The sequence below is a fragment of the Tolypothrix sp. PCC 7601 genome, assembly GCF_025677855.1.
Taxonomy (GTDB): Bacteria; Cyanobacteriota; Cyanobacteriia; order Cyanobacteriales; family Nostocaceae; genus Aulosira; species Aulosira diplosiphon.
Map to the genome: position 1 here is coordinate 8,406,003 of NZ_CP064879.1, position 20,830 is coordinate 8,426,832.

Here is a 20,830-nt window from a genome sequence, read left to right on the forward strand (position 1 = left end):
CAAAAATTAATCTTTTCTTTGTTGTTAAGATAGGTAATTAATGTCAGAATGAACCGTCCGTTATTAGGGATTGTTTGGGATTTACTCAGCACCCTATTGTTAACCATTGTTGGTACTTTTATCGCCAGCGCACCTAGTATTAACTTACTTTCTAGTGGTGTCGGGTTTATTTCAGGAATTAGCGCCTCATATTCTGGAAGACTCGACTCTCTATTTGCCAATAATTCTTCTGTTGGAGTACTGGCTATTTGTGTAGCCGAGGGCAATTGTCAGATTGATGGCAGCAAAACCAAGAACTATTTTCAAAATATTGATCCAGGTAACGGCTTGATAAATAGAGGTTGGTGTTCGGATCAAGGAAGAGGTGGTTCTAATCTGGCAAATGCAGATGCTGGATGTCTCAGTCGCACAAAAAGCCGTATTCCCCGCCTCTTCGAGAGAATGAAGCGTGTAGGACTCAATCCTGAACAACATGAAGAAGCATTTGTAAATGCAGCTGACTTATGGAATCAAGCCTCTCCCAGAGTTAGTGATGCATTCCCTACAACCTATCGTGCAGCACTTAATCGAGGATTGCAGGGACAAGAAGCGATTTTGTGGGCACGTGTAGAGGCTTTTCGCGATGATTCTGGAGAACTATCAGCTGGCAACATAAATCTCCAAAGAGGTGTTTATATAGGTTTGTTTGGTATATGTGCAAACCCTCAAAACACCTATTATCAAACCCGCTTGCAGACTTATCCTTTAATGTCAGAACGCTGGCGTTGGTCTTGTATTGCGCTAGATCAAAATAGGAGAGTCAAAGCTATTCAACTTGTTTTTGCAAGTATTCAGTAAAGGATGAAGGGTGAAAGATCATTTCCAAAAGGGAACAGGGAACAGATAATTACAAAATTAGTTTCCTCATCTCCCACCCTGTGGGTTCGCTGAAAGTGTTCTCGTAAGAGTAGCCGCTACGCGTCTACATCCCCCTGATCTTCCCAATCCCCAACCACCAATGAACACAAAGCTTTGTTGGGGTTTGCGGATCGCCTGGATAGTGAAGTGCGATCGCAGCTACTGGTTCATACCCTTGGGGAATCTTGTATAATCCCTTTACTTTGCCTGCATCAAAGCCTGCCATTTGGCAAATAAACCAAGGGCTGTTGCTTGCACTGAAAGACCGCAAACTACTGTGCCTACGTTAGAGGGCAGGAAAAAACCTTTAACATGAATGTAGGGGCTGAAAATCCAGATGCTCAATTTGTGCAAGTTGAAAACAGCTAGGATTTGATTTAAATCTGTCTCCTGTGTCTTGGTTCCTTAATTCCTTTTGGTATTAAAACTATAGCAGATTCGATGTTGATGAGGTACAGCAACTAATTGAAAAAAGTAATGAGTAATAAGTAAATTTCCTACTCATTACTCATTACTCATGATGTACCTCACTTACATCAAAAGTGCTGTATGTATACATCTGATTTTATACTTGCTTTAAAACCTTGATGGGAATCTGAATGATAAATTCAGCGCCTTCTCCCGGTGAAGAAATACACTCTATTCTTCCACCATGTTTTTCAGCCACAATCTGATAACAAATTGCTAATCCTAACCCCGTTCCTTTACCTACGGGTTTAGTAGTAAATAAATGGTCAAAAATTTTCTGTTTGACTTCTGCTGTCATTCCAAGACCATTATCTTTAATTTGAATCACAATATTGTCCTGGTCTTCACTTGGCTGGGTAATTATGGTAATACAATTGGGATGGGCTTTCATTTCATCCATACTCCGTCCCATATTTGAATCTTCCAAAGCATCAATAGCATTGGCTATCAAATTCATAAACACCTGACTAAGTTGACCAGGGAAACATTGAACTGGAGGGAGTTCGCCATATTTTTTTACTATGTCAATAGCAGGACGACTGTCTGAGGCTTTTAAACGGTGCTTGAGAATTAAAATCGTACTGTCGATGACTTCATGGATATTACATGTAATTGCTTTCTGAGTGTCTGCTCGAGAAAAAGTACGCAAGCTGACACTCACGTCATAAATGCGATTTATACCTTCTTGCATTGAAGCAATTAGTTTCGGTAAGTCTTCACGCACATAATCTAAATCTATAGCTTTAATTTTTTTGGTAATTTCTGCAATAGGTTCAGGATAGTGCTTTTGATACAAGCTAATTAACCCTAGCAAATCTTGGACGTACTCTGTGGCTGGTTCTAAGTTACCAGCAATAAAACCTATTGGGTTGTTGATTTCATGTGCTATTCCTGATACTAAACCACCTAAAGTAGACATTTTTTCACTCTGTACCAATTGCAATTGCATATGCTTGAGATCAGAGAGAGAAATTTCTAATTGCTTACCATAGTCTTGTGCTTGCTGATAAAGTCGCGAATTTTCTAAAGAAATAGCAGCTTGGGATGTGATCAGATTCAAAATAGTAATGCGATCCCTAGTAAATGCATCTGTCGCCAGTTTATTCTCTAAATACAAGATACCAATGAATTTACCATGATAAAAAATAGGAGTGCACAGAATCGATTTTGGTTGAGATTCTTGGATGTAAGGATCTGATTGGGAAATCGCCTCAGCAATAGCATCATTGAACACTAGAGGTTCCTGGGTTCTAGTAACATAGTTAACGATAGAAATAGGAATATCTTGACTATCACTAACTGAGATAGATTGCCGAACCACGGAAGAATTGTTTGCAGTTTTTATCGCTTCTATAAACAATTCATTCCCTCTCATTAACATGAGGCAACATTTTTGAGCTGCAGCATTTTCTAGAATTATTTCTAAAAGAGTATTTAGTAATTTATCTATAATTATTTCACTGCTAATTGCTTGCAAAGACCTAACTACAGTCGCTAAATCCAAAACACCATTGCTGTGGCTTTTACTGTCTAAGTGATTAATCTTTGTTGTAGCAATAGTTCTAGTTGCATCCATTTCTATATCTTTGATAACTTCATTACGAATTATCAGATTAGAGTAGCGTTCATCCAAATCTTGCACTTTTGCTATAGCGCCCCAATGTATATAGCTATAGTAGGCATCAGTCATATATATTTTGGCAATCTTCTCTTTACCCAAATTCAGATAAAATTTTGCTGCTAGTTCATTTGCCAAAGCTTCTTCTTGGATATAACCATTCTCTTTAGCTCCTGCAATAGCAATATCATATAAATCTATTGCTACTTGGATTTTACCTAATATTCGTGCTTTCTCTGCCTCAACTAAATCATATTTATTTTTAAAATTACTCAATGATTGTTTCATCCATTTATTCATTTGAGCTTGATTCAACTCTACCTGTTTTAAATATTGCCTTTGTTTTTCTACTGAGGCATTATTGTAGAGAGCTAAAAGAGCTAAAGAATAATAAAAATTATTGGCAACATAAATTAGTAATCCTGCATTATTAGCATGGGTTTCTTCTGCTATTAATGCATTTTCTATTGCTAAATCATATTCATTAAATAAATAACATATAATTGTTTTACATCCATAATAAAATCCTTTAAAAGAATAATTTTTTGTTACTTCTTTCGCCATCGTTCTCTCATCAAAAGCTTCGCCAATTAAGGCAGCTTTATTCAATGATATAGCCTGTAAATTTAAAGCGGCTTGTCTAAAAATACTTGTAGCGGCTGCTAGTGTTTCAAGTTTTAACTTTTGCATTAACTTGATGTAGCCCAGAATCTTCTTATCTACAATTTCTAAGTTTTCTCCAGACAGCAATGAATGGTAACCTGCAATTACCGCACAATAGCCAGCATTTTCTATGTTTCCCATTTCCAGTCCACTATGCATCCCCTCTACAAGAGAAGCTATTGTGTCTTTAACAGGCTCTTTAAAAAATCTAATAGTGGCATTAAATACAAAGTAAACTGTTGCTTTCAGTGAGTTAGCATTCTTATTTGCCAAGGACTCTACTGCTAACTTTCCTAATTTATATCCTGCATCAAAATCACTGAACTTATCAGATAAAATTGAACCGTAAGCTACATAACCATAAGCTGAAACAGGCGATTTGCCATATTTAACAGATAACCTTACCATTGCCAATACAGAAAGTACAAAAATTAGAGACCCAGCTTGACTAGCAGCAGGTACAATTTGTAACAAAATTTGCATAGCTGCTAATTTATGTGGGTCAGACATTTCTGGCAAGAAAGCTAAGTCTTCTATTGGTTTACCTAATAATGTTAATTTAGTCTGAATTATTGCTAAAATAACATCTATTGTGGTTGGTTGTTTTGGTAATTTTACTCCTAATTCTTTGAGGACTTCTACACCTATTTCTAAAACTTTTGGCATTTGATTTTCTGCCATATAACTTAGCATTTTTATCTCATATATCTTCACCTTATCTAATATATTTTTGGCTTGTTTAATGGTTGAATCACCTAATGATTTTGATTGATTAAAATTACCAATTAGATACTCTGCTTCTGTAGTTTCAACATACAAATTTAGTGTTAATGTATAGTCTTTATGCCAACTGTCTATTGCTAAAAGTTCTAAACCTGTATTTAAATATTTGACCGCAGTTTCATAAGCTGTAGCTTGTTTAGCTTTTTTACCAGCCATAAGATTCAGTTTGGCTAGTTCATCTTTTTCAGATTGTTGAGTAAGTAAATCTAAACCAAAATTAAGCTGGTTGACAATATCTAAAATATTTTCTACTAGCGATTCAGATGGTGTCTGCTGTAGTAGTAGCCGACCTATTTTTAAATGAGTTGCCTGTTTTTTATCCTCTGGAATTAGAGAATAAGCAGCTTGCTGAACTCTATCATGTAAGAATTTATAACCGACTTTTTTACTATCAAAAGTCCAATTACCTGAATCTTCTTGTTCAAAAACTAAAGGTATACGATAAGCATCATTTAAAGGTAAAATTAACCCAGAGTGCAAGGCATAATCAAGCTCATTAGCACTATTGATAGGAGATTGTTCACTTACTATTGACAAAACATCTAGAGAAAATCTATTGCCTATACATGCTGCTAACTTTAGTATATTTTGTGTATTCGCTGGTAAGTTTTGAATTCTACTAGCTACCAGTTCTACTACACTCTTATTAGTAATACCTATTGCTTGAATTTCATCGATATTCCAATGCCATGAACCAGTTAAAAAGTTAAATTTTAATAATTTTTCTTGGTAAAGTACTAACAGTAACTGTGTTAAGAAAAAAGGATTACCACCCGTTTTATTATAAAGTAAATCTGCTAAATTTACTATTTGATCAGAGTATTCATTTAATGCCTCAGAAACTAAATCTTTTACATCATTTATCAAAAGCGGTTGTAAAACAATATTATTAACAATAATATTGTTTTTCTGAATTTCTTCTAATGTTTGAATTAATGGATGTACAGAGCTAACTTCATTATCTCTATAAGCTCCTATTAAAAGTAAATATTCGCTGTTAATGTCAGTAATCAGCAGTTCCATTAGCTTCAAAGTTGCTGAGTCTGCCCATTGTAAATCATCTAAAAATATGACTAGAGGATGCTCTTTTTTAGCGAAAACACGAACAAATTCGCTAAAGACCTGATTGAAGCGGTTTTGTGACTCTGATGCTGCTAATTGAGCTACGTTTGGTTGTTTACCTACAATCAATTCTAATTCAGGAATTACATCAATAATAACTTGCCCATTAAAGCCTACAGCCGCTAAAATCTTACTACGCCATTCTTCAAGTTTAGTGAGATTTTCAGTCAAGAGTTGCCTTATTAATCCACTAAAAGCTTGAATCAGGGATGCATAGGGCATATTACGTTGAAATTGGTCGAACTTCCCACTAATGAAGAAACCTTGAGCGCGAGTAATAGGTTTATTGACTTCGTTAACAACAGAAGATTTCCCAATTCCTGAATAACCGGAAACCAATATAAGTTCGCGACTTCCCTGGCTAACTCGTTCAAAAGACTCCAAAAGAGAATTGATTTGAGAATCTCTACCATAAAGTTTTTGAGGAATCAGCAACTGGCTCAAAACATCTAAACGACCAGGTGTAAAGTCAATGATTTGGCCTGTTGTTTTTAAATCTTTCCAACAAATTTCTAAGTCTGCTAAAAGTCCTTTTGCTGTTTGATAACGATCTTCAGCATTTTTTGCAATTAGTTTTCCAACAATCGCCGCAATGGTATTCGGAACTTCTGGGTTTAATTCCTTAATTTCTACAGGCTCTTTGGCAATATGGCAGTAGATTAATTCCAAGGGGTCATCACTTTGAAAAGGTAGTTTTCCAGTCAGCATTTCATAGAAGGTAATACCCAGAGAATAAAAGTCACTTCGGTAGTCGAGAGTACGATTCATTCTCCCAGTTTGTTCTGGAGACATATAAGCCAAAGTACCTTCTAATTCTTTGGGATTAGCTAATTGTGTTGTTTCTTTATTGAGTTGTGAGGCTATACTGAAATCTGTAAGTTTGACAACACCTGTTTCCGGATTAATAATAATATTGCCTGGTTTAATGTCTTTATGAATGATATGATAACTATGTACTGACACTAGAGCTTGTGTCATTTGAAATGCAATATTTATAAAACTATCTAGCTCTAATTTCCTAGTGCTAAGTAGTTGTTTAAGTGATTGTCCACCAAAATCTTCAAATACCAGTGCTAATCGATTTTCGTGGTTTTCTAGCCTCAAAACTTTGACAACATTTTCTAAATTAAGATTCTCTGTAATTTTGTATTCATGTTTTAAATTAATAATTGCATCTAAGGATGGATACTGTGCTTTGAGAATTTTTAAGATAACAGATTGTTTGTCAATTTTTGATTTGGCACGATAAATAACTGTATCATCTCCTTCATAGAGAATTTCGTTGATTTCGTAATTTTGCATAAAAGAAAATGTCAGCATTACAATACCCTTCTTAGTAAGTTTTTATCAGACCAATTTTGTATGAAGGCCGGCCTACAAAAAAAACAAGCCCCCAACAGCACCAAGTACACCAGAAAATAAGAGATTAAGACAATTTAGCGCAGTTTCCCACAGAAACAGTATAAGTTTAGAATTCTCATTTGGACGCTAAAATCACCTCTTTGCAACTTTCCGTTTCTGCAACTTGCCCATAAGCAATCATTTTTGGGAATGTTTTAGTCTGAAGACATACCAAAGTTGGATGTTGAAATCTCGAATAATCAAAGGTTTTGAGATTCTGTATTACAGAAATTTACAACGTGGGTAATTTTGCACGTATTTTGTCATACCCCCAATTAGCTATAACTTAGTAACAAAATTTATGAACTATATACTGAAATATCGAGCCTTCTTAAAACCTCATATTAGTCTTGAGAAGGCTATAACGCACCAATACAATTAAGCTAAGGAACTTCTATAAATGGTGTATGAACCTTTATGGCTTCTGTAGAGGTGTCAGCAACAAAGCTAGGCATGTATTTATAAATCAAAGCTCTGTCTATTGTTGGGCACTGGATGCCATAATCTTTTATGGCATTCAACGTATCATCTACTTTTAATATAAGAGTTCGGTGATGTACTTCCAGAATAGTGCTCCGGTTTTGGTAAACTTTTTCTTGGAAGAAGGAAGTCAAAGGATACAAGGAATTAACAGGTGTTAAAGTGGAGAGCGCATTCAACCAGTTTTTGGGTGAAATTTTTTGTAAAGGATAGCCTAACTCGTTAATGAACTCAAATATCTCCACATTACTTATTTCATTTTCCCGAGGGACAACAATATTGTAATTACCACCTGTCCGCTTTGGATCTAGGGAAACAGAGGCTATCAAAGCAGCAACATAGTCAACAGGTACGGGAGTCCAGTATTTTTCGGGCCAATCTGGGTACATACCCATCTGAATGCAACCTCTAATAAAGCGGTAGAATGTATCATTGAGGTTAGCAAAGCCTGTTTGCCTATGTCCAGAAATAAAACCAGGACGGTAAATAGAGACGGCTAATCCTTGTTCTCTTGCGGTTTTTACCATACGTTCAGCAACCCATTTTGACCGTATATAGCCACATTCCACGGACATAATTGGTGCGCTGATATCAATATCAAAATCTTCAGCAACTTCATTAATACCTAGTAATGAAGTTAATGATCCATAGACAGCGAGAGTTGATAAGTAATGCAAAACTTTGTGGCGATAGTGCGCTGCTAAAGCAATTATGTTAGCAGTACCATTGACATTTGGCTTTTTAATTGCTGAATAAGGTTTGATGTAATTAGTGTCAGCAGCTACATGATAGATTTGATCAACTTCTTCGCCTAGTTTGTCAAAGAGGGCTGATGGTAGTTGCAATTGTGGCTGCTCAATATCTCCAGCGATCGCATATACTTGTGACAACTCTGCTGTTGGCAACTGATACTTAACAAAGGTTGCAAGGAGCTTTGTCATTGCAACTGTATCGCTTTCTGCTCGCACTATACAGTAAATTTTTTGATATTTACCTTTTTGCAGAAGTTCATGTAAAAGGTGTGCTCCTAGAAAACCTGTTGCACCTGTAATTAATGCACAATCATATTTATTTTGTGGTGTCTGTTGCCAAACAGATATATTTAATTGTGGAGAAAGTTGAGCTTCTACTTGTAAGTCAATCTGTTGCTCATCAGCTATATTGTTAATTTTGAGTTTATATTTTTCTAACAGTTTTGCTAAATCGGATGGAGTAGGATATTCATAAATTAAGCGAGAAGGAAGAGATACACTAAAATCACGGTCAATCGCATATAATACATGGGCTATACAGAGTGAATTGCCACCTATATGAAAGAAATTAGTGTCAGGAGTACAACTGCCAGTAGGTAGCTGTAAAGCTTGATCAAAAATCGCAGCAATTTTAACAGCGTTGTCTATAGTATTAGCGATAAAATATGGTGTTTGTGGTAGTTCAGGTAAAGCATTACGGTCTACTTTACTGCGGTTAGGTAGCAAAGGCAATTCATCAATGAAAATAAACCGGGCAGGTACCATATAATCTGGTAGTTGTTCCGCAGCAAATCGTTGCAGATGCTTGTCAGTCAAAAACTCTCCAGTTTTCGGAACGATATAGGCAACAAGCATTGAAATCCCATAGTTTCCTGGTATATTGCTAGTTTCTATTTGTACAGTTTTAATTGCTTTCACTGTGTTCGCCTGTACACCAGGATGTTGGGCAAGTACCATTTCAATAGCTTCTAATTCTATCCGCTTGCCTCGTATTTTGACTTGATTATCAGTTCTACCAGCATAATGTAGTAGCCCCAGATGATCAGGATCTTCATAAACGATATCACCAGTTTTATATATCTTGCCCGCACCAAAGGGGTTATCTATAAAAGAAACATTTGTGATATCTGGTTTGTGAAGGTAGCCTTTAGCTACTCCTACGCCACCTACATATAACTCGCCTTTTTCACCTCTATGACAAAGTTTGAGTTCTTCATCAAGAATGTAGAGTTCCACATTCGGTAGTGCGTAACCAATGGGTAAATTAATATCCTGGGGCTGAAACTCGTAAATTGTGCAACAAACTGTGATTTCTGTTGGCCCATAAGCATTGAAAAAGCGGGTATGAGGTGAAATCCATGATTGAGCGAGTGATGTTGGGCAAGTCTTGTTGAGTATTGTATTGATTTTGCCTAACAAAGGTGAAACCCATGCCTTAGCAAGTGATGTGGGACAAGCTTCGCCACCTACTACCACTGTTTGTAAATCAGGCAACTGATCCCGAAACTGAGTGAGCGTTGATAGTACAGAAGGTGGTAGCATCACCCAATTTATTTTTTGTCTAGCAATAAAATTGGCCAACGGTTTTCCAGGAAGCATTTGCTCTCTTGCACTCAGAACCAAAGTTGCTCCACCACATAAGGCTGTGACTACTTCCCAAATCGCAGCATCAAAGCTAATTGAGGCAAACTGAAGTAAACGCAACCCTGGTTTAATTTCAAAAGTACTACAGCTTGCTAATGCTAAATTTAGTAAACCTTCATGGGTCAACATTACTCCTTTAGGTACACCAGTAGATCCAGAAGTATAAATAATGTAAGCTAGTTGCTCTGCTTCTACTAATTGAGGTGTGACGAGAGGTATAGTTGATTCCTGCCAGACAGAAGGTGTATCTAAAAAACATATATTCCCATCAATACCACTCTGGCGTAATGCCGGCTCAATATCAAAAGCAAACTTTTGTTGTGTCAAAACAGTGGTTAGTTTGGCATCAACAATCATATAACTGAGCCTCTGACGAGGTAAATCTGGATCAAGGGGAACAAAAGCTGCACCTGCTTTTAAAACTGCATAGATAGCAATAACCATTTCAAAAGAAGGTTCTATACAGAGTCCAATTAAACTGTTAGATGTTAACCAATTTTTGGCTGTCAAATATTGATATAAGTGTTCTGCTCGCTGATATAACTCTCCATAAGTCAACTGTTGCTCTTCCAGCACTAATGCAATTTGGTCTGGATATTGTTGACAAATGAAATCAAGTAGGGACACTATCGATGAATGAGATGGTAAATATTTTAAATTGTTGTTTTGTACAGACATATTTCTTAATTGAATTAATTATCCTTAATTAGTACTACAGTCTCTTTTTATGAATGCTGTTTTTCGTGACATCTAATCATTTGATTGATGTCAAGCAGTTTTAGCTATTTATTGCTTGAAGATATAAATACTCTTAATTAAGAAATTAACCTTGTTCGTTACTATTAAAATATTTTCATGTATATCAAATGCTGAGAATTTTAATCACATTAATATAGTGCCCAAATAGATTATGGCATACACTTTATTGAAATAAATCGTGTTAATTCAATCTTCATTAATAAAACAAAACCAGCTTTTTAAATTATTGATTTATCAGTAAATTCACTACTTATTCTGTTTCTTTAAGAGTAACTACTGAGAGAATTTATATATTTTTTAATTTTTTATAGAAATGGACAAGTATCTGCTCAATAATTTCATTGAATCCAGATGAGCGAATAAAAAAAGATTTGGGCTTTTGCCCTAGGATTAATGGTTATCGCTGGTATTAGTTTAATCTGCGATCACTTTAGCACTGGCGTTAGATACAGAAAATCCCCAGATACAAGAACGACAAATTACATGGTTGCACCAAGTTCAGCCTGTTGAGGTAAAGGTATTGTAGATACTTGCGCTCACACTCTCTTAATAGATAACAAAGTAATACCACCAGAAGCCGATTTACTGAGAGCGATCGCCATGACCTTAGACTGTCCCATCCCACCATTTTTAAATTCCCAACGCGGCGTTTCCAAAGCTAAACCATCTAACGTCAAGCCGTGATTGGTTGGAAGGGAGACAAAGTGAGACCAGCACTGCGGGAGGGTTTCCCTCTGTCGGCGACTAGCATTCCCTGAAGGGAACATTTTTGACTTTTGAGAAGAGACGCAATTAATCGCATCTCTTTGACCCTTGAGCGAATATTAACCGCACAACTCAAAATATCAATCCCATCACAAGATTTTTTCCTGAAGAATTTGTTGGGAACTGGATTCAGGTAAACTAGCGTCATGGGCGGAAGAACAAGTTAATAGTGAAGACTGTTCAGGGGTGCAATTAATTTTAGTTTTTTACCCAGCACTCATGACTCAACACTCAAAACTGTTTCGCTGAGAGGTGAGTTATTAACTTAAAACTCTTCCAGACAGCTTTGCTTGCTACCGTATAGTTCCCCTTTTCATTCTGGGGTGAGGTAGTTAACAATGGGTTGAATGTGTTTCAAATGATTCAACTTTATGCCTAGAACACCGAATGAATACGCAGTCTACCTACTAATGGAAAGTGGCCACCGCGAAGAAGTACGTTTTCCTACTATTCAAGAGTTCCAGAAGTGGTATAGTGGCGAGCTTGTTCCCAAGTCTGCCTCTAATGACTTTATTAGCGTGCCGATCAAGAATATTCAAGGGGAGTATATGGTAGTACGCCCATCTCGGGTTGTCGCAATTCGAGTAGAACCAATTTTTAGTTCTAGTGTTGAAAGATTTAGCTAAATGAACAGAAAAACCCTTGCTTTGCTTTCTTTAAGTCTAGGAATTACATTTTTAAATACATTTTGGTCAGCTGTTGCTCAGATTCCTATTTATCCACCGCCAGAACAGACTCCGCCAGCGATACCCATCCCAGTACCGCCAATCACTCCCGAAATTGAGCTACCACTTAAACCGATAGACTTAGAAAGCAATTGTACCCCTAGCTCTGCTTGTTTGGGTTGGGATGAGCAAATTTGGGGTAGCAGGGTGAAACGCGGCGATCGCAAAGCGCTGTTAGCAGCCATTGATAACAGCTTAAGTTACTTAGAAAAAGATAAGGCGATCGCTGCTTATCAACAATATCCAATTAAAGAAATTACCTTAGATCGGGTGCGCCGCAGTTTAATTCGCTTCCGTCAGTTAGTGGTTAAATCTAAGTCAGCAGCACAACTACAAGCTGCTGTGCAGCGAGAGTTTACCTTGTATCAATCTATAGGGAATGACGGCAAGGGTACTGTTAAATTTACTGCTTACTACGAGCCAGTTTACCAAGCTAGCCGCGTCAAGACTGCTGAATACAAGTATCCCCTTTATCGCCTACCACCTGATTTTGATAAATGGGTTAAACCTCACCCAAAAAGAGTTGATTTAGAAGGGAAAGATGGCTTACTTGGTGAAAAAAGCCAGTTAAAAGGTCTAGAACTTTTATGGTTCCGCGATCGCCTCGATGCATACATGGTTCACATCCAAGGTTCTGCTCAAATCCAGTTAAGTGACGGTAAAAGAACCTCTATCGGTTATGCAGGTGGCACAGATTACCCCTGGACAAGTATTGGTAGAGAACTGGCAAAAGATGGCAAATTGCCCCTTGATGGATTAACTATGCCACGTTTAATCCAGTTTTTTAATCAAAATCCCCAAGAATTAAGTAACTATCTACCTCGCTGGGAGCGATTTGTCTTCTTTAAAGAAACCAGCGGTGGTGCAGCCACAGGTAGTATTAATGTACCCGTGACAGCAGAGCGCTCTATTGCTACTGATAAATCTTTGATGCCTCCAGGTGCGCTAGCCTTGATTGCTGCCTCTATTCCTTATCCTAATGGTTCAGGTAGCTTAGAGTATCGTAGAGTTAACCGCTTTGTACTGGATCAAGACACCGGAAGTGCCATCAAAGGCCCAGGAAGGGTAGATTATTTCATGGGAACCGGCAAACTAGCAGGCGATCGCGCCGGTATCACAGGCGGTAACGGCTCATTATATTATTTACTTTTAAAAGAATAAATATTGGGCATAGGGCATAGGGCATAGGGCATGGGGCATTGGTAATTTATTCTCCCCCTGCTCCCTGCTCCCTACCCCCCTGCCTCCTCATCCCCAATCCCTAATACGGCGGATAACCAAAATCATCCTCATCCGCATAAATATAAGAACTAGAAACACCTGCCATTTCTACCTTAGGTGTTTCTATTTTCACAGCTTCCTTACCAAACTCTTTGTGGTCTTCAAAAGACTTGCAAATTATTGCGGACTCAGGCGAATCGGAAGCTATTAAATATTGTGTTAATGTCCCAATTGTTGGATGTTTAAAATCTACAGTAGAAGCCACCAGTACTGTATTTGGTTCAATGCCTCTTTCTTCACATTCAATTATGGGCGAAAAAATACCATGAGCGTGGAATAATGGGCCTTTTGGCGTTACAGGTTGCTTTCTATATCCAGCATAAGCCTTTTCTAATTCAGCCACAAAACCACTTACAACTTTACCTTGTTGATATTCGCAGTAAGTTTTAGCAAAACTTGCCCCAGCCGCACCATTAAGCGTTAATTGTAATGGTGTATCATGTAGAAATTTTTTATCTTCACCAACTATAAAAATTAAGTAGCGAGTAAAAGTTTTAAATTTAAGTTTATCTGCTAAAAAAGCATCGTAATTCTCTTTAAGTGTACCCAACTTCAGACCTGTTTCTCGGTCTTTTACCGACAATGGCCCTCGTCGCACGATCACTAAATTGGGAGTAGGAGTAATAAATACAGTTTCCACTCCAGAGCTAAATTCATGCTCTACCTGTTGCCAATTATCGTCTGGCTGAAAACCTACAGCTTGGGCATTATCAAGCTTAATTGCCAAACCGTAAGATTGAATACCATCTGTGCCATACCGAGGATTAATCATCTGACACCAGGGGATGACTTGAGAAGGCGGTGCATTAAATTTCTCGTCCTCAAAGTCGAACTTAGCAGATGCTTTCATCGTTTTAGGCTATCGAAGTGTTTTGCTAAATAAGTGTATCAGTAGTCAACAGGAAACAGTCAAGAGTTAAACCTCAAGGGTTAAATCTTTAACTGCTTTCATAATTCGGCTACTAATAATACTTTTGTACCACCTATCTAGTATATCGAGTCAATTCTCAAGTTCATATCTTGCAGCAGTTCTCTGATGATGTGTGGCTACAAATTACTACGTATTTATGAATTTAAATGCAAAATTCGCTAAAATCTGCTGATGATTGACCATGACCGCCTGTTTAAAGAACTACTCACTAATTTTTTTCCAGAGTTCATCGAACTCTTTTTTCCCGATGTCAGCGCCTACTGGGAAAGGGATTCTGTGGAGTTTTTACCACAAGAGGTATTTACCGATGTGACTGAAGGTGAGCGCAAAATTGTTGATTTAGTTGTGCGAGCCTCATTTAGAAATCAGGATGCTCTGTTTATTATCCATACAGAACATCAGTCAGCTTCCCAAGCAGATTTTAACCAGCGAATGTTCTGCTATTTCGCACGCTTGCATGAAAAATTTGCCCTCCCAGTTTATCCAGTAGTCATTTATTCCCATGATTCTCCGCAGCGTCTAGAACCAAACTCTTACCAAGTCGCGTTTCCTGGATGGACAGTGCTGGAATTTAACTATCGCGTCATCCAGTTAAACAGACTACAGTGGCAGGATTTTGTGAATCTCCAAAATCCTGTAGCCAGTGCTTTGATGTCTAAAATGCGGATGGACACTCAAGAACGTCCCACAGTCAAGCTGCTATCACTACAATTACTAGCAAGCTTGGGATTGAATCCCGCACAAGTACAGTTGATTTCTGGTTTTATTGATACCTACCTACAGTTGAATGCTCAAGAACTAGCAGCATTTCAAGAACAGCTTGCTAGTATTGAACCAAGACAAGAGGAACAAGTTATGGAAATTGTCACAAGCTGGATGAGAGAAGGAATTGAAAGGGGTCAACAGCAGGGAAGACAGCAAGAGGCGCTAACACTTGTTCTACGCCAACTAAACCGCCGCTGTGGTTCTTTGACTCCTCAATTACAGGAACGGATTCAGGGTTTGTCTGTTGTAGAGTTAGAAGATTTGGGTGAGGCGTTGCTAGATTTTGCTAGTGTTGCGGATTTGGAGAATTGGTTAGGAGATAGATAACAATCTTGAAAGTGGCGTTGCTGAGTAAAAATCCCATTCCAAATTTCATGCAAGGCTTGTGAAATTTTTTCATCGGGACTGGCTACTAACAATGCACATCTATTCACTTAGGAATATTGATGAACTTTAAGGTAATACTTCAGGCTCAGATTCTCTCACGGCTAAAGTAACAGGGCTAAGTTTCTGAGCATTAGATGCTTCTAAAATAGGTTGCTGATTTGTAGTTGCTTCAGCCAGAATAACCTTTTTGCTGGCTGCTAAATTATCGCGCTGGTTGATGAGATAAATACTAATTAAAGTTAAGAAAACTCCCATCCACTGTAAGGGACTAAGCACTTCTGAGAGGAAGAGATTACCAAAAAGTAGCGCAAAAATTGGTGTTAAGAAGGTAAGAGAACTGAGACTGGTGAGATTACCGCTAGAAGCAAAGTAGAAAAATAATCCGTAAGCGATCGCACTACCAAATATTGTGGCATAACCCAATGCCAGCCAATCGGATGTAGCAAGATTTTGCCATTGCTGGGATTCTACAACTGATGACACCCCCCATAATGGCAATCCACCGATAATCATGTGCCATCCTGTAGCTACTACGGGATCTGCATAACGACAGACAAACCGAATCAATACTGTTCCTACCGCCATTGATAACGCAGCTAGCAGCATTAACCACTCACCGCTAGCAAATAACTGTTGCCAATTACCGATTGTGACATTTACACCAGAACCCAGAAGATGGAAAATCAACTCATCGGGCAAACCAATTAAACTAATACCAGAAACTCCCAATCCTAAGCCCAGCCATCCCCAAAAACCAATCCGTTCTTGGAATAGCCATAACGACAGTAAAGCTACAGCCAATGGTTGAGAATCAATCATCACAGATCCCAATCCGGCGCTAGTTCTCACTAGTCCCTCTGCCAAAAACCCTTGAAAAAGAGTTCCATCGACTAAAGCAAATAAGGTAATCCATAACCATGCACCCCATCCCTTGGGTTGGGATTTACCCATCAACGCTGCTGCTACGAGAATTAATATCCCAGCTGGTAGCAACCGCACTCCTGCCATAAATAGTGGTGTGGTGTGGGGTATCACTCCTTTCATTGCTACCATTGCCGTACCCCATAAGAAAAAGGGAGCAATGAGTAGTAAGTAAGCTAAGGGAAATCGAGATGCACTGATTTTCAGCTGCATGGTTTTGCTGATGCCTAGATTTACAGATGCAAAATTGCTTTAACTAATTTTACCTAATTATGTCTTTTTGTGAAGAAAACAATACTCATACCTAGATTTTGGATTTTGCCAATTTGCAAAAAAATAAGGGCTTGTGCCCTTTTCTGCAAAATTTCATCTCTAAAATCTCAATAAGCTTTAGCTATGATTTGGCATTAAATTAATTTATGAACAAGCGAAAACGTGAAATGAAACTGATTCCATCTTCCTGATTGGTGATTGGGCGATGACTTTTGAAATTTTGAATTAGCAATTATGAAAATGCGAGTACGTCATTATTAGAGAAGGGTTTGAGTATTTGTGAATTTCTATTCTGGAGGTTTTTCTGGGGGTTCAAACTTATAACCGTAACCCCGAACAGTTTTAATAAATTCGGGGATATTGGTATCAACTTCCATTTTTTTGCGGAGTTGACCAATATGTACATCAACTACTCTTCCATCTCCCACATAATCGCAACCCCAAATTTTCTGGATTAGCTGAGGACGACTCCACGCTTGACCTGGGTGGCTAGCCAAAAAATGTAAAATATTAAATTCTAGGGCAGTTAATGATAGAGGTTTATCGTTAAGTGTCACCTCTCGCCCATCAGGATTAATTGCTAACTGTTGAAAGACAAGGCGTTGTGCTGGTGAGGTGTTGACTGTACGCATCCGCCGCAACAAAGCTTGGACTCGGACTTCTACTTCAGCTAGGCTAAAGGGTTTGGACATAAAATCATCAGCACCTGCAGCCAAGATTTTAATTTTATCAGCTTCGTCAGTTCGGCTACTGAGTATCATCACTAAAACGTTAGTGCGCCGTTGCATTTCTTGGCAAAGGGTATAGCCTGTGCTGTCTGGTAAATTCCAATCGAGGATAACTAAATCTGGTTGAAATTGATCGAATAAATTTAAAGCAGTCTTACCATCTGCTGCCGACTCAATATGATATTTTCGACTTAAAAAGCGATATATGAGAGTTCGGACACCGTAGTCGTCATCTACAACCAGAACTTTGGGATTAGTAGCAGGAACCATCACCATAACTGTCTAGCCCATTATTTATAGTCTATTGTCTATGTGGCGATTTGATATGCGATCGCTACTTTGTGAAATGCTACCTTCAGAGATTGTTTGCACTCGAAATAAATTATGTAGTGCTGGAATTATTCCCATCCTGTCCTCAGGTGCTTACGTATATACTTATGACTTGTCGTCAGGTAGCGTTTGCTCACCAAACATTAGTCATTATAGTACTTGATTTGGCCGCAATTAACTTTTTAATATATCTAGTGAAGTACTTGACCATAATTATTATCCTACAAAGGAATATTTTTGCCGAGCCTGTGATATTTTTAATCACCAGTCAGTAAAGTTTCTACTCAGAAATCAATTGAGAGCAAGCTCTCAAACACTTGAAAAATCTAATAATTATTGGTTAATGTTAATTGAATACAACGTAATGTTTTTGACAATATTCTTGATTCTTGAAATCATCATAAACAGCCAGCCTGACTTCACTTATATAATTTGTAATTTATTTAACTTGTCTTACCCATTTACACAACTCAATTTATTGGTTATTAAAATTCATCAAGTGTCAGTTTAAATAATACTTGCTACTTGTATAAGTGTTTTATAATACATTTTTGAAATATTGCGGTTCAAAGTTGAGGTCAATTCCAATTCTGGAGTCAGTCATATATTTTTCCTGGAAAGACACCATTTATGGTTTAATTTAAGATTCAATATTGAAAATTACACAATGAAATGAGCGCTAACCTCAAAGTAAGAAATAATATTGATCAGAGATTGCGTATAAATGAAAAGAAAAAATCATAAATTTAACGCATTTCTTCTCAATCAATGAAATACTTACTATTTATACATAATTCAATTTGTAATTTTAAATCCACAGCCCGACTAAAACAACCACTGCATTAATAAATTAGCTGTGACAAATTACTGTGAGGATGAATATAAAACTTTGTTTATTTGATAGTTCAGACTTTAGACTTGAGCTATTTGTACTAGTACAACACGGCATAAAGAAACAAATCATACCCTACGGGAAGCCACTTTGCGTCTACAAAATCAACAAAAAGATTACTCTGTCTTAATTTTGAATTTTGCGGAAAGTCTGAGCGGAGGTTTCCTCCGATCAGAACTTTCCAAGAGAGAATTTTGAATTCCGTCTTGCGGTACTAGTACAGTACGGCGGAAATAAGCAGACCATTAAATAGCCAAAACTTTGCTCTTATATGTCCACTTAAAAGGTTTAGCCATTGTTTGATTAAAGTAGTCGATAAACTTGAGGATTCGATTTTTCAAATCATCCTGACTGACGAAACTGGCTCTTCTGAGTAACTTGCGAACCAAAATACTGAACCAAATCTCAATTTGATTGAGCCAAGAGGAATGTTTAGGTGTGTAATGAAACACAATCCGGTGTGTTGGATCACTCAAAAAAGCAGTGCGGGATTTCATTGATTTAAGGATGCCACTTTCTCCCTTAATACCCAGGTCAATATTCAAACCTTCAATTTGTGCAACTAAACGAACTAGAGACTCAGACTGATGAGTGTTAAGGCAGTCCATAATCAGATGCCATTTTTTAGCATCACTGTCAGTTTCAATTGTTCGGCGAACATGAAGGGCAAAATCAACTTCCGTTCTGGTATCTGAACAAGTCGGCTGGACAATTTGACCAGTGGCAACATCAAAGCTGGCAATTAAGCTTTGCGTGCCGTGACGAATATACTCAAATTCCCTTCTTTCGACTTTGCCTGGTCGCACAGGTAAGTCTTTTTCTAAGCGCTCAGTAGCTTGAATTCCTGTCATTTCATCAATGGATATTGTACGTTCTCCCTGAAGATGCCGCTCAATCGCATTGATGTATAAACCAGTAATATCTTCAACTTTTGCGTCAAATTCTTCGTCCTCAGGGGGGTTAACCAGTAGCGGCTCTGGTGAGGTTTAAGTTCTGCTTCTTCAAGTAATCTTCCAACATGGCGGACAGATATGCTTTCAATAATTCCAAGTTTGATGATTTCGTTCGCTAGTTCTCTTGCTGTCCAATGACTTATTGGTCTTCCATAATCGGATGGTGGGGAACAAGCTAATGCAAACAACTCGATTACTTGTTCCATACTAAACTTCGGGCGTGCGCCAACACGCTCAGAGTCTTGTAATCTCTGCTCAATTGATAATTCTTTCCCCTCAGTTTCCAACCACCGATTTCGCCATAAACGCGCCGTTTGACGATTTATGTCTAAATTTCGGGCGATTTCACGATGATTTTGACCCTCTGATCCCATGACAATTATTTTGGCTCGTAGCGCTATCTGTTGCGGCGTGTTGTGTCTGTTTATCAACTGTTGGAGTTGATCCCGCTCGCCATCGCTTAAATTTAATATTTTAGGATTTAATCTAGCCACACCTTGATTCCTTAATCCGCGCCCAAAACGGGTTTTAACCTGATTATTTATTCTCCCACCAATATGGTCTATTTATTTATGCCGTGTTGTACTAGTCTATCTCAAGAGAGAGTTTGGTAAGCTTCATACCAGGGAAAGAGAAAATCAAACTATTTTTTTAGATAAATTGCTGTTAACGTAATCAGCAAGAGACAGTTATGGCTAACAATTTAGTAGATAATATCATTCCCGAACAGCCACCCATTGAACCACAATCTGATGCTCATGTTGTGAAAGCTCGTCTAGAATGGGGCGAACCTGCTTTTACAATACTAGATGTGCGCGATCGCGAATCCTTTAATGAAGGTCACATTTTGGGTGCAATGCCAATGCCCACAGATGAAGTTGTAGAACGAGCTGCATCATCTATAGATAAAAGCCGTGATATTTATGTTTACGGTGCTAATGAAGAACAAAGTGCTCAAGCTGCACAATCTCTGCGTTCTGCTGGGTTTAAGCATGTATCTCAGCTAAAGGGCGGACTTGGTGCATGGAAGGCAATTGGCGGCCCAACTGAAGGTTCTATTGAAGCTATGACCCCTCCAGGTCGTGGTGACTATAACGTCGTATCTCGGTTAAAAGAACATACAGAAACTCAAAGTAAAGACGTATAAGTAGGTCGGCGAAATTAAAGATAACTAGCTGAGGCTGTCATTGGTCATTTGTCATTGGCAAGGATTTCAAACCAATATAGGTTTCTTAACATAGTTTGGTTTATTTCCCTCGACTTACTTAGCTTGAGATTTTTCATGGGTCATG

At 38.0% G+C, this 20,830-nt stretch carries 14 protein-coding genes; 5 read left to right on the forward strand and 9 right to left on the reverse strand.

Annotated elements, in window-relative coordinates; translation table 11 throughout:
• The first annotated feature begins 48 nt into the window (after positions 1–48).
• Entirely contained in the window at positions 49–837 is a 789-nt protein-coding gene (locus HG267_RS34155) for a hypothetical protein (protein ID WP_045874137.1), read from the forward strand.
• A 124-nt stretch (positions 838–961) separates the two neighbouring features.
• Here HG267_RS34155 and HG267_RS34160 read toward each other — a convergent pair whose 3' ends face one another.
• From HG267_RS34160 to HG267_RS34175, 4 genes are all read right to left on the reverse strand, one after another.
• Complete coding sequence (locus HG267_RS34160) at positions 962–1,123, reverse strand: hypothetical protein (RefSeq protein WP_210403138.1); 162 nt, start codon at positions 1,121–1,123, stop codon at positions 962–964.
• A 339-nt stretch (positions 1,124–1,462) separates the two neighbouring features.
• Positions 1,463–6,871: an ATP-binding sensor histidine kinase gene (locus tag HG267_RS34165; RefSeq protein WP_045874138.1), complete on the reverse strand. Its 5,409-nt coding sequence runs from the start codon at positions 6,869–6,871 to the stop codon at positions 1,463–1,465.
• Between the two features lie 464 nt (positions 6,872–7,335).
• Positions 7,336–10,506: a thioester reductase domain-containing protein gene (locus HG267_RS34170; RefSeq protein WP_045874139.1), complete on the reverse strand. Its 3,171-nt coding sequence runs from the start codon at positions 10,504–10,506 to the stop codon at positions 7,336–7,338.
• Between the two features lie 617 nt (positions 10,507–11,123).
• Positions 11,124–11,354 carry a hypothetical protein gene (locus HG267_RS34175; RefSeq protein ID WP_045874140.1) on the reverse strand — a complete coding sequence of 77 codons (231 nt, stop codon included), beginning with the start codon at positions 11,352–11,354 and terminating at the stop codon, positions 11,124–11,126.
• A 369-nt stretch (positions 11,355–11,723) separates the two neighbouring features.
• Here HG267_RS34175 and HG267_RS34180 point away from each other — a divergent pair, with 369 nt between their 5' ends.
• Together HG267_RS34180 and HG267_RS34185 are read left to right on the forward strand one after the other, a co-directional pair.
• Positions 11,724–11,978: a hypothetical protein gene (locus HG267_RS34180; protein ID WP_045874141.1), complete on the forward strand. Its 255-nt coding sequence runs from the start codon at positions 11,724–11,726 to the stop codon at positions 11,976–11,978.
• Positions 11,979–13,238, forward strand: coding sequence for a murein transglycosylase A (locus HG267_RS34185; RefSeq protein ID WP_045874142.1), 1,260 nt, complete (start codon positions 11,979–11,981; stop codon positions 13,236–13,238).
• 100 nt (positions 13,239–13,338) lie between these two features.
• Here the strand turns inward: HG267_RS34185 and HG267_RS34190 are convergent, their stop codons facing one another.
• Complete coding sequence (locus tag HG267_RS34190; RefSeq protein WP_045874143.1) at positions 13,339–14,208, reverse strand: DUF5895 domain-containing protein; 870 nt, start codon at positions 14,206–14,208, stop codon at positions 13,339–13,341.
• A gap of 252 nt (positions 14,209–14,460) precedes the next feature.
• Here HG267_RS34190 and HG267_RS34195 point away from each other — a divergent pair, with 252 nt between their 5' ends.
• Positions 14,461–15,381 carry a DUF4351 domain-containing protein gene (locus tag HG267_RS34195; protein WP_045874144.1) on the forward strand — a complete coding sequence of 307 codons (921 nt, stop codon included), beginning with the start codon at positions 14,461–14,463 and terminating at the stop codon, positions 15,379–15,381.
• A 126-nt stretch (positions 15,382–15,507) separates the two neighbouring features.
• Here HG267_RS34195 and HG267_RS34200 read toward each other — a convergent pair whose 3' ends face one another.
• From HG267_RS34200 to HG267_RS34215, 4 genes are all read right to left on the reverse strand, one after another.
• Complete coding sequence (locus HG267_RS34200) at positions 15,508–16,575, reverse strand: DMT family transporter (protein ID WP_045874145.1); 1,068 nt, start codon at positions 16,573–16,575, stop codon at positions 15,508–15,510.
• Positions 16,576–16,922: 347 nt separating this feature from the next.
• Positions 16,923–17,639, reverse strand: a complete 717-nt coding sequence (locus HG267_RS34205) for a response regulator transcription factor (RefSeq protein ID WP_045874146.1) — start codon at positions 17,637–17,639, stop codon at positions 16,923–16,925.
• 1,191 nt (positions 17,640–18,830) lie between these two features.
• The gene (locus HG267_RS34210) at positions 18,831–19,436 is read right to left on the reverse strand and encodes a transposase (RefSeq protein WP_045870252.1); all 606 of its coding nucleotides are present in this window, start codon (positions 19,434–19,436) and stop codon (positions 18,831–18,833) included.
• Entirely contained in the window at positions 19,433–20,032 is a 600-nt protein-coding gene (locus HG267_RS34215; RefSeq protein WP_263419991.1) for a helix-turn-helix domain-containing protein, read from the reverse strand. Before HG267_RS34215 ends, HG267_RS34210 begins: the two co-directional genes overlap by 4 nt.
• A 197-nt stretch (positions 20,033–20,229) precedes the next feature.
• Between HG267_RS34215 and HG267_RS34220 the strand changes: the two genes are divergently transcribed.
• Positions 20,230–20,685 (forward strand): rhodanese-like domain-containing protein, encoded by a 456-nt coding sequence (locus tag HG267_RS34220; RefSeq protein WP_045870250.1) that lies wholly within the window; start codon positions 20,230–20,232, stop codon positions 20,683–20,685.
• Positions 20,686–20,830 lie beyond the last annotated feature (145 nt).

Excerpts from the sequence above, each read along its gene's own strand:
- HG267_RS34205 (WP_045874146.1), bottom strand. The coding sequence starts at position 17,639 with ATGGTGATGGTTCCTGCTACTAATCCCAAAGTTCTGGTTGTAGATGAC.
- HG267_RS34200 (WP_045874145.1), bottom strand. The coding sequence starts at position 16,575 with ATGCAGCTGAAAATCAGTGCATCTCGATTTCCCTTAGCTTACTTACTA.
- HG267_RS34195 (WP_045874144.1), top strand. The coding sequence starts at position 14,461 with ATGATTGACCATGACCGCCTGTTTAAAGAACTACTCACTAATTTTTTT.
- HG267_RS34155 (WP_045874137.1), top strand. The coding sequence starts at position 49 with ATGAACCGTCCGTTATTAGGGATTGTTTGGGATTTACTCAGCACCCTA.
- HG267_RS34185 (WP_045874142.1), top strand. The coding sequence starts at position 11,979 with ATGAACAGAAAAACCCTTGCTTTGCTTTCTTTAAGTCTAGGAATTACA.
- HG267_RS34220 (WP_045870250.1), top strand. The coding sequence starts at position 20,230 with ATGGCTAACAATTTAGTAGATAATATCATTCCCGAACAGCCACCCATT.
- HG267_RS34170 (WP_045874139.1), bottom strand. The coding sequence starts at position 10,506 with ATGTCTGTACAAAACAACAATTTAAAATATTTACCATCTCATTCATCG.
- HG267_RS34210 (WP_045870252.1), bottom strand. The coding sequence starts at position 19,436 with ATGACAGGAATTCAAGCTACTGAGCGCTTAGAAAAAGACTTACCTGTG.
- HG267_RS34175 (WP_045874140.1), bottom strand. The coding sequence starts at position 11,354 with ATGTTCCCTTCAGGGAATGCTAGTCGCCGACAGAGGGAAACCCTCCCG.
- HG267_RS34180 (WP_045874141.1), top strand. The coding sequence starts at position 11,724 with ATGCCTAGAACACCGAATGAATACGCAGTCTACCTACTAATGGAAAGT.
- HG267_RS34190 (WP_045874143.1), bottom strand. The coding sequence starts at position 14,208 with ATGAAAGCATCTGCTAAGTTCGACTTTGAGGACGAGAAATTTAATGCA.
- HG267_RS34165 (WP_045874138.1), bottom strand. The coding sequence starts at position 6,871 with ATGCTGACATTTTCTTTTATGCAAAATTACGAAATCAACGAAATTCTC.
- HG267_RS34160 (WP_210403138.1), bottom strand. The coding sequence starts at position 1,123 with ATGGCAGGCTTTGATGCAGGCAAAGTAAAGGGATTATACAAGATTCCC.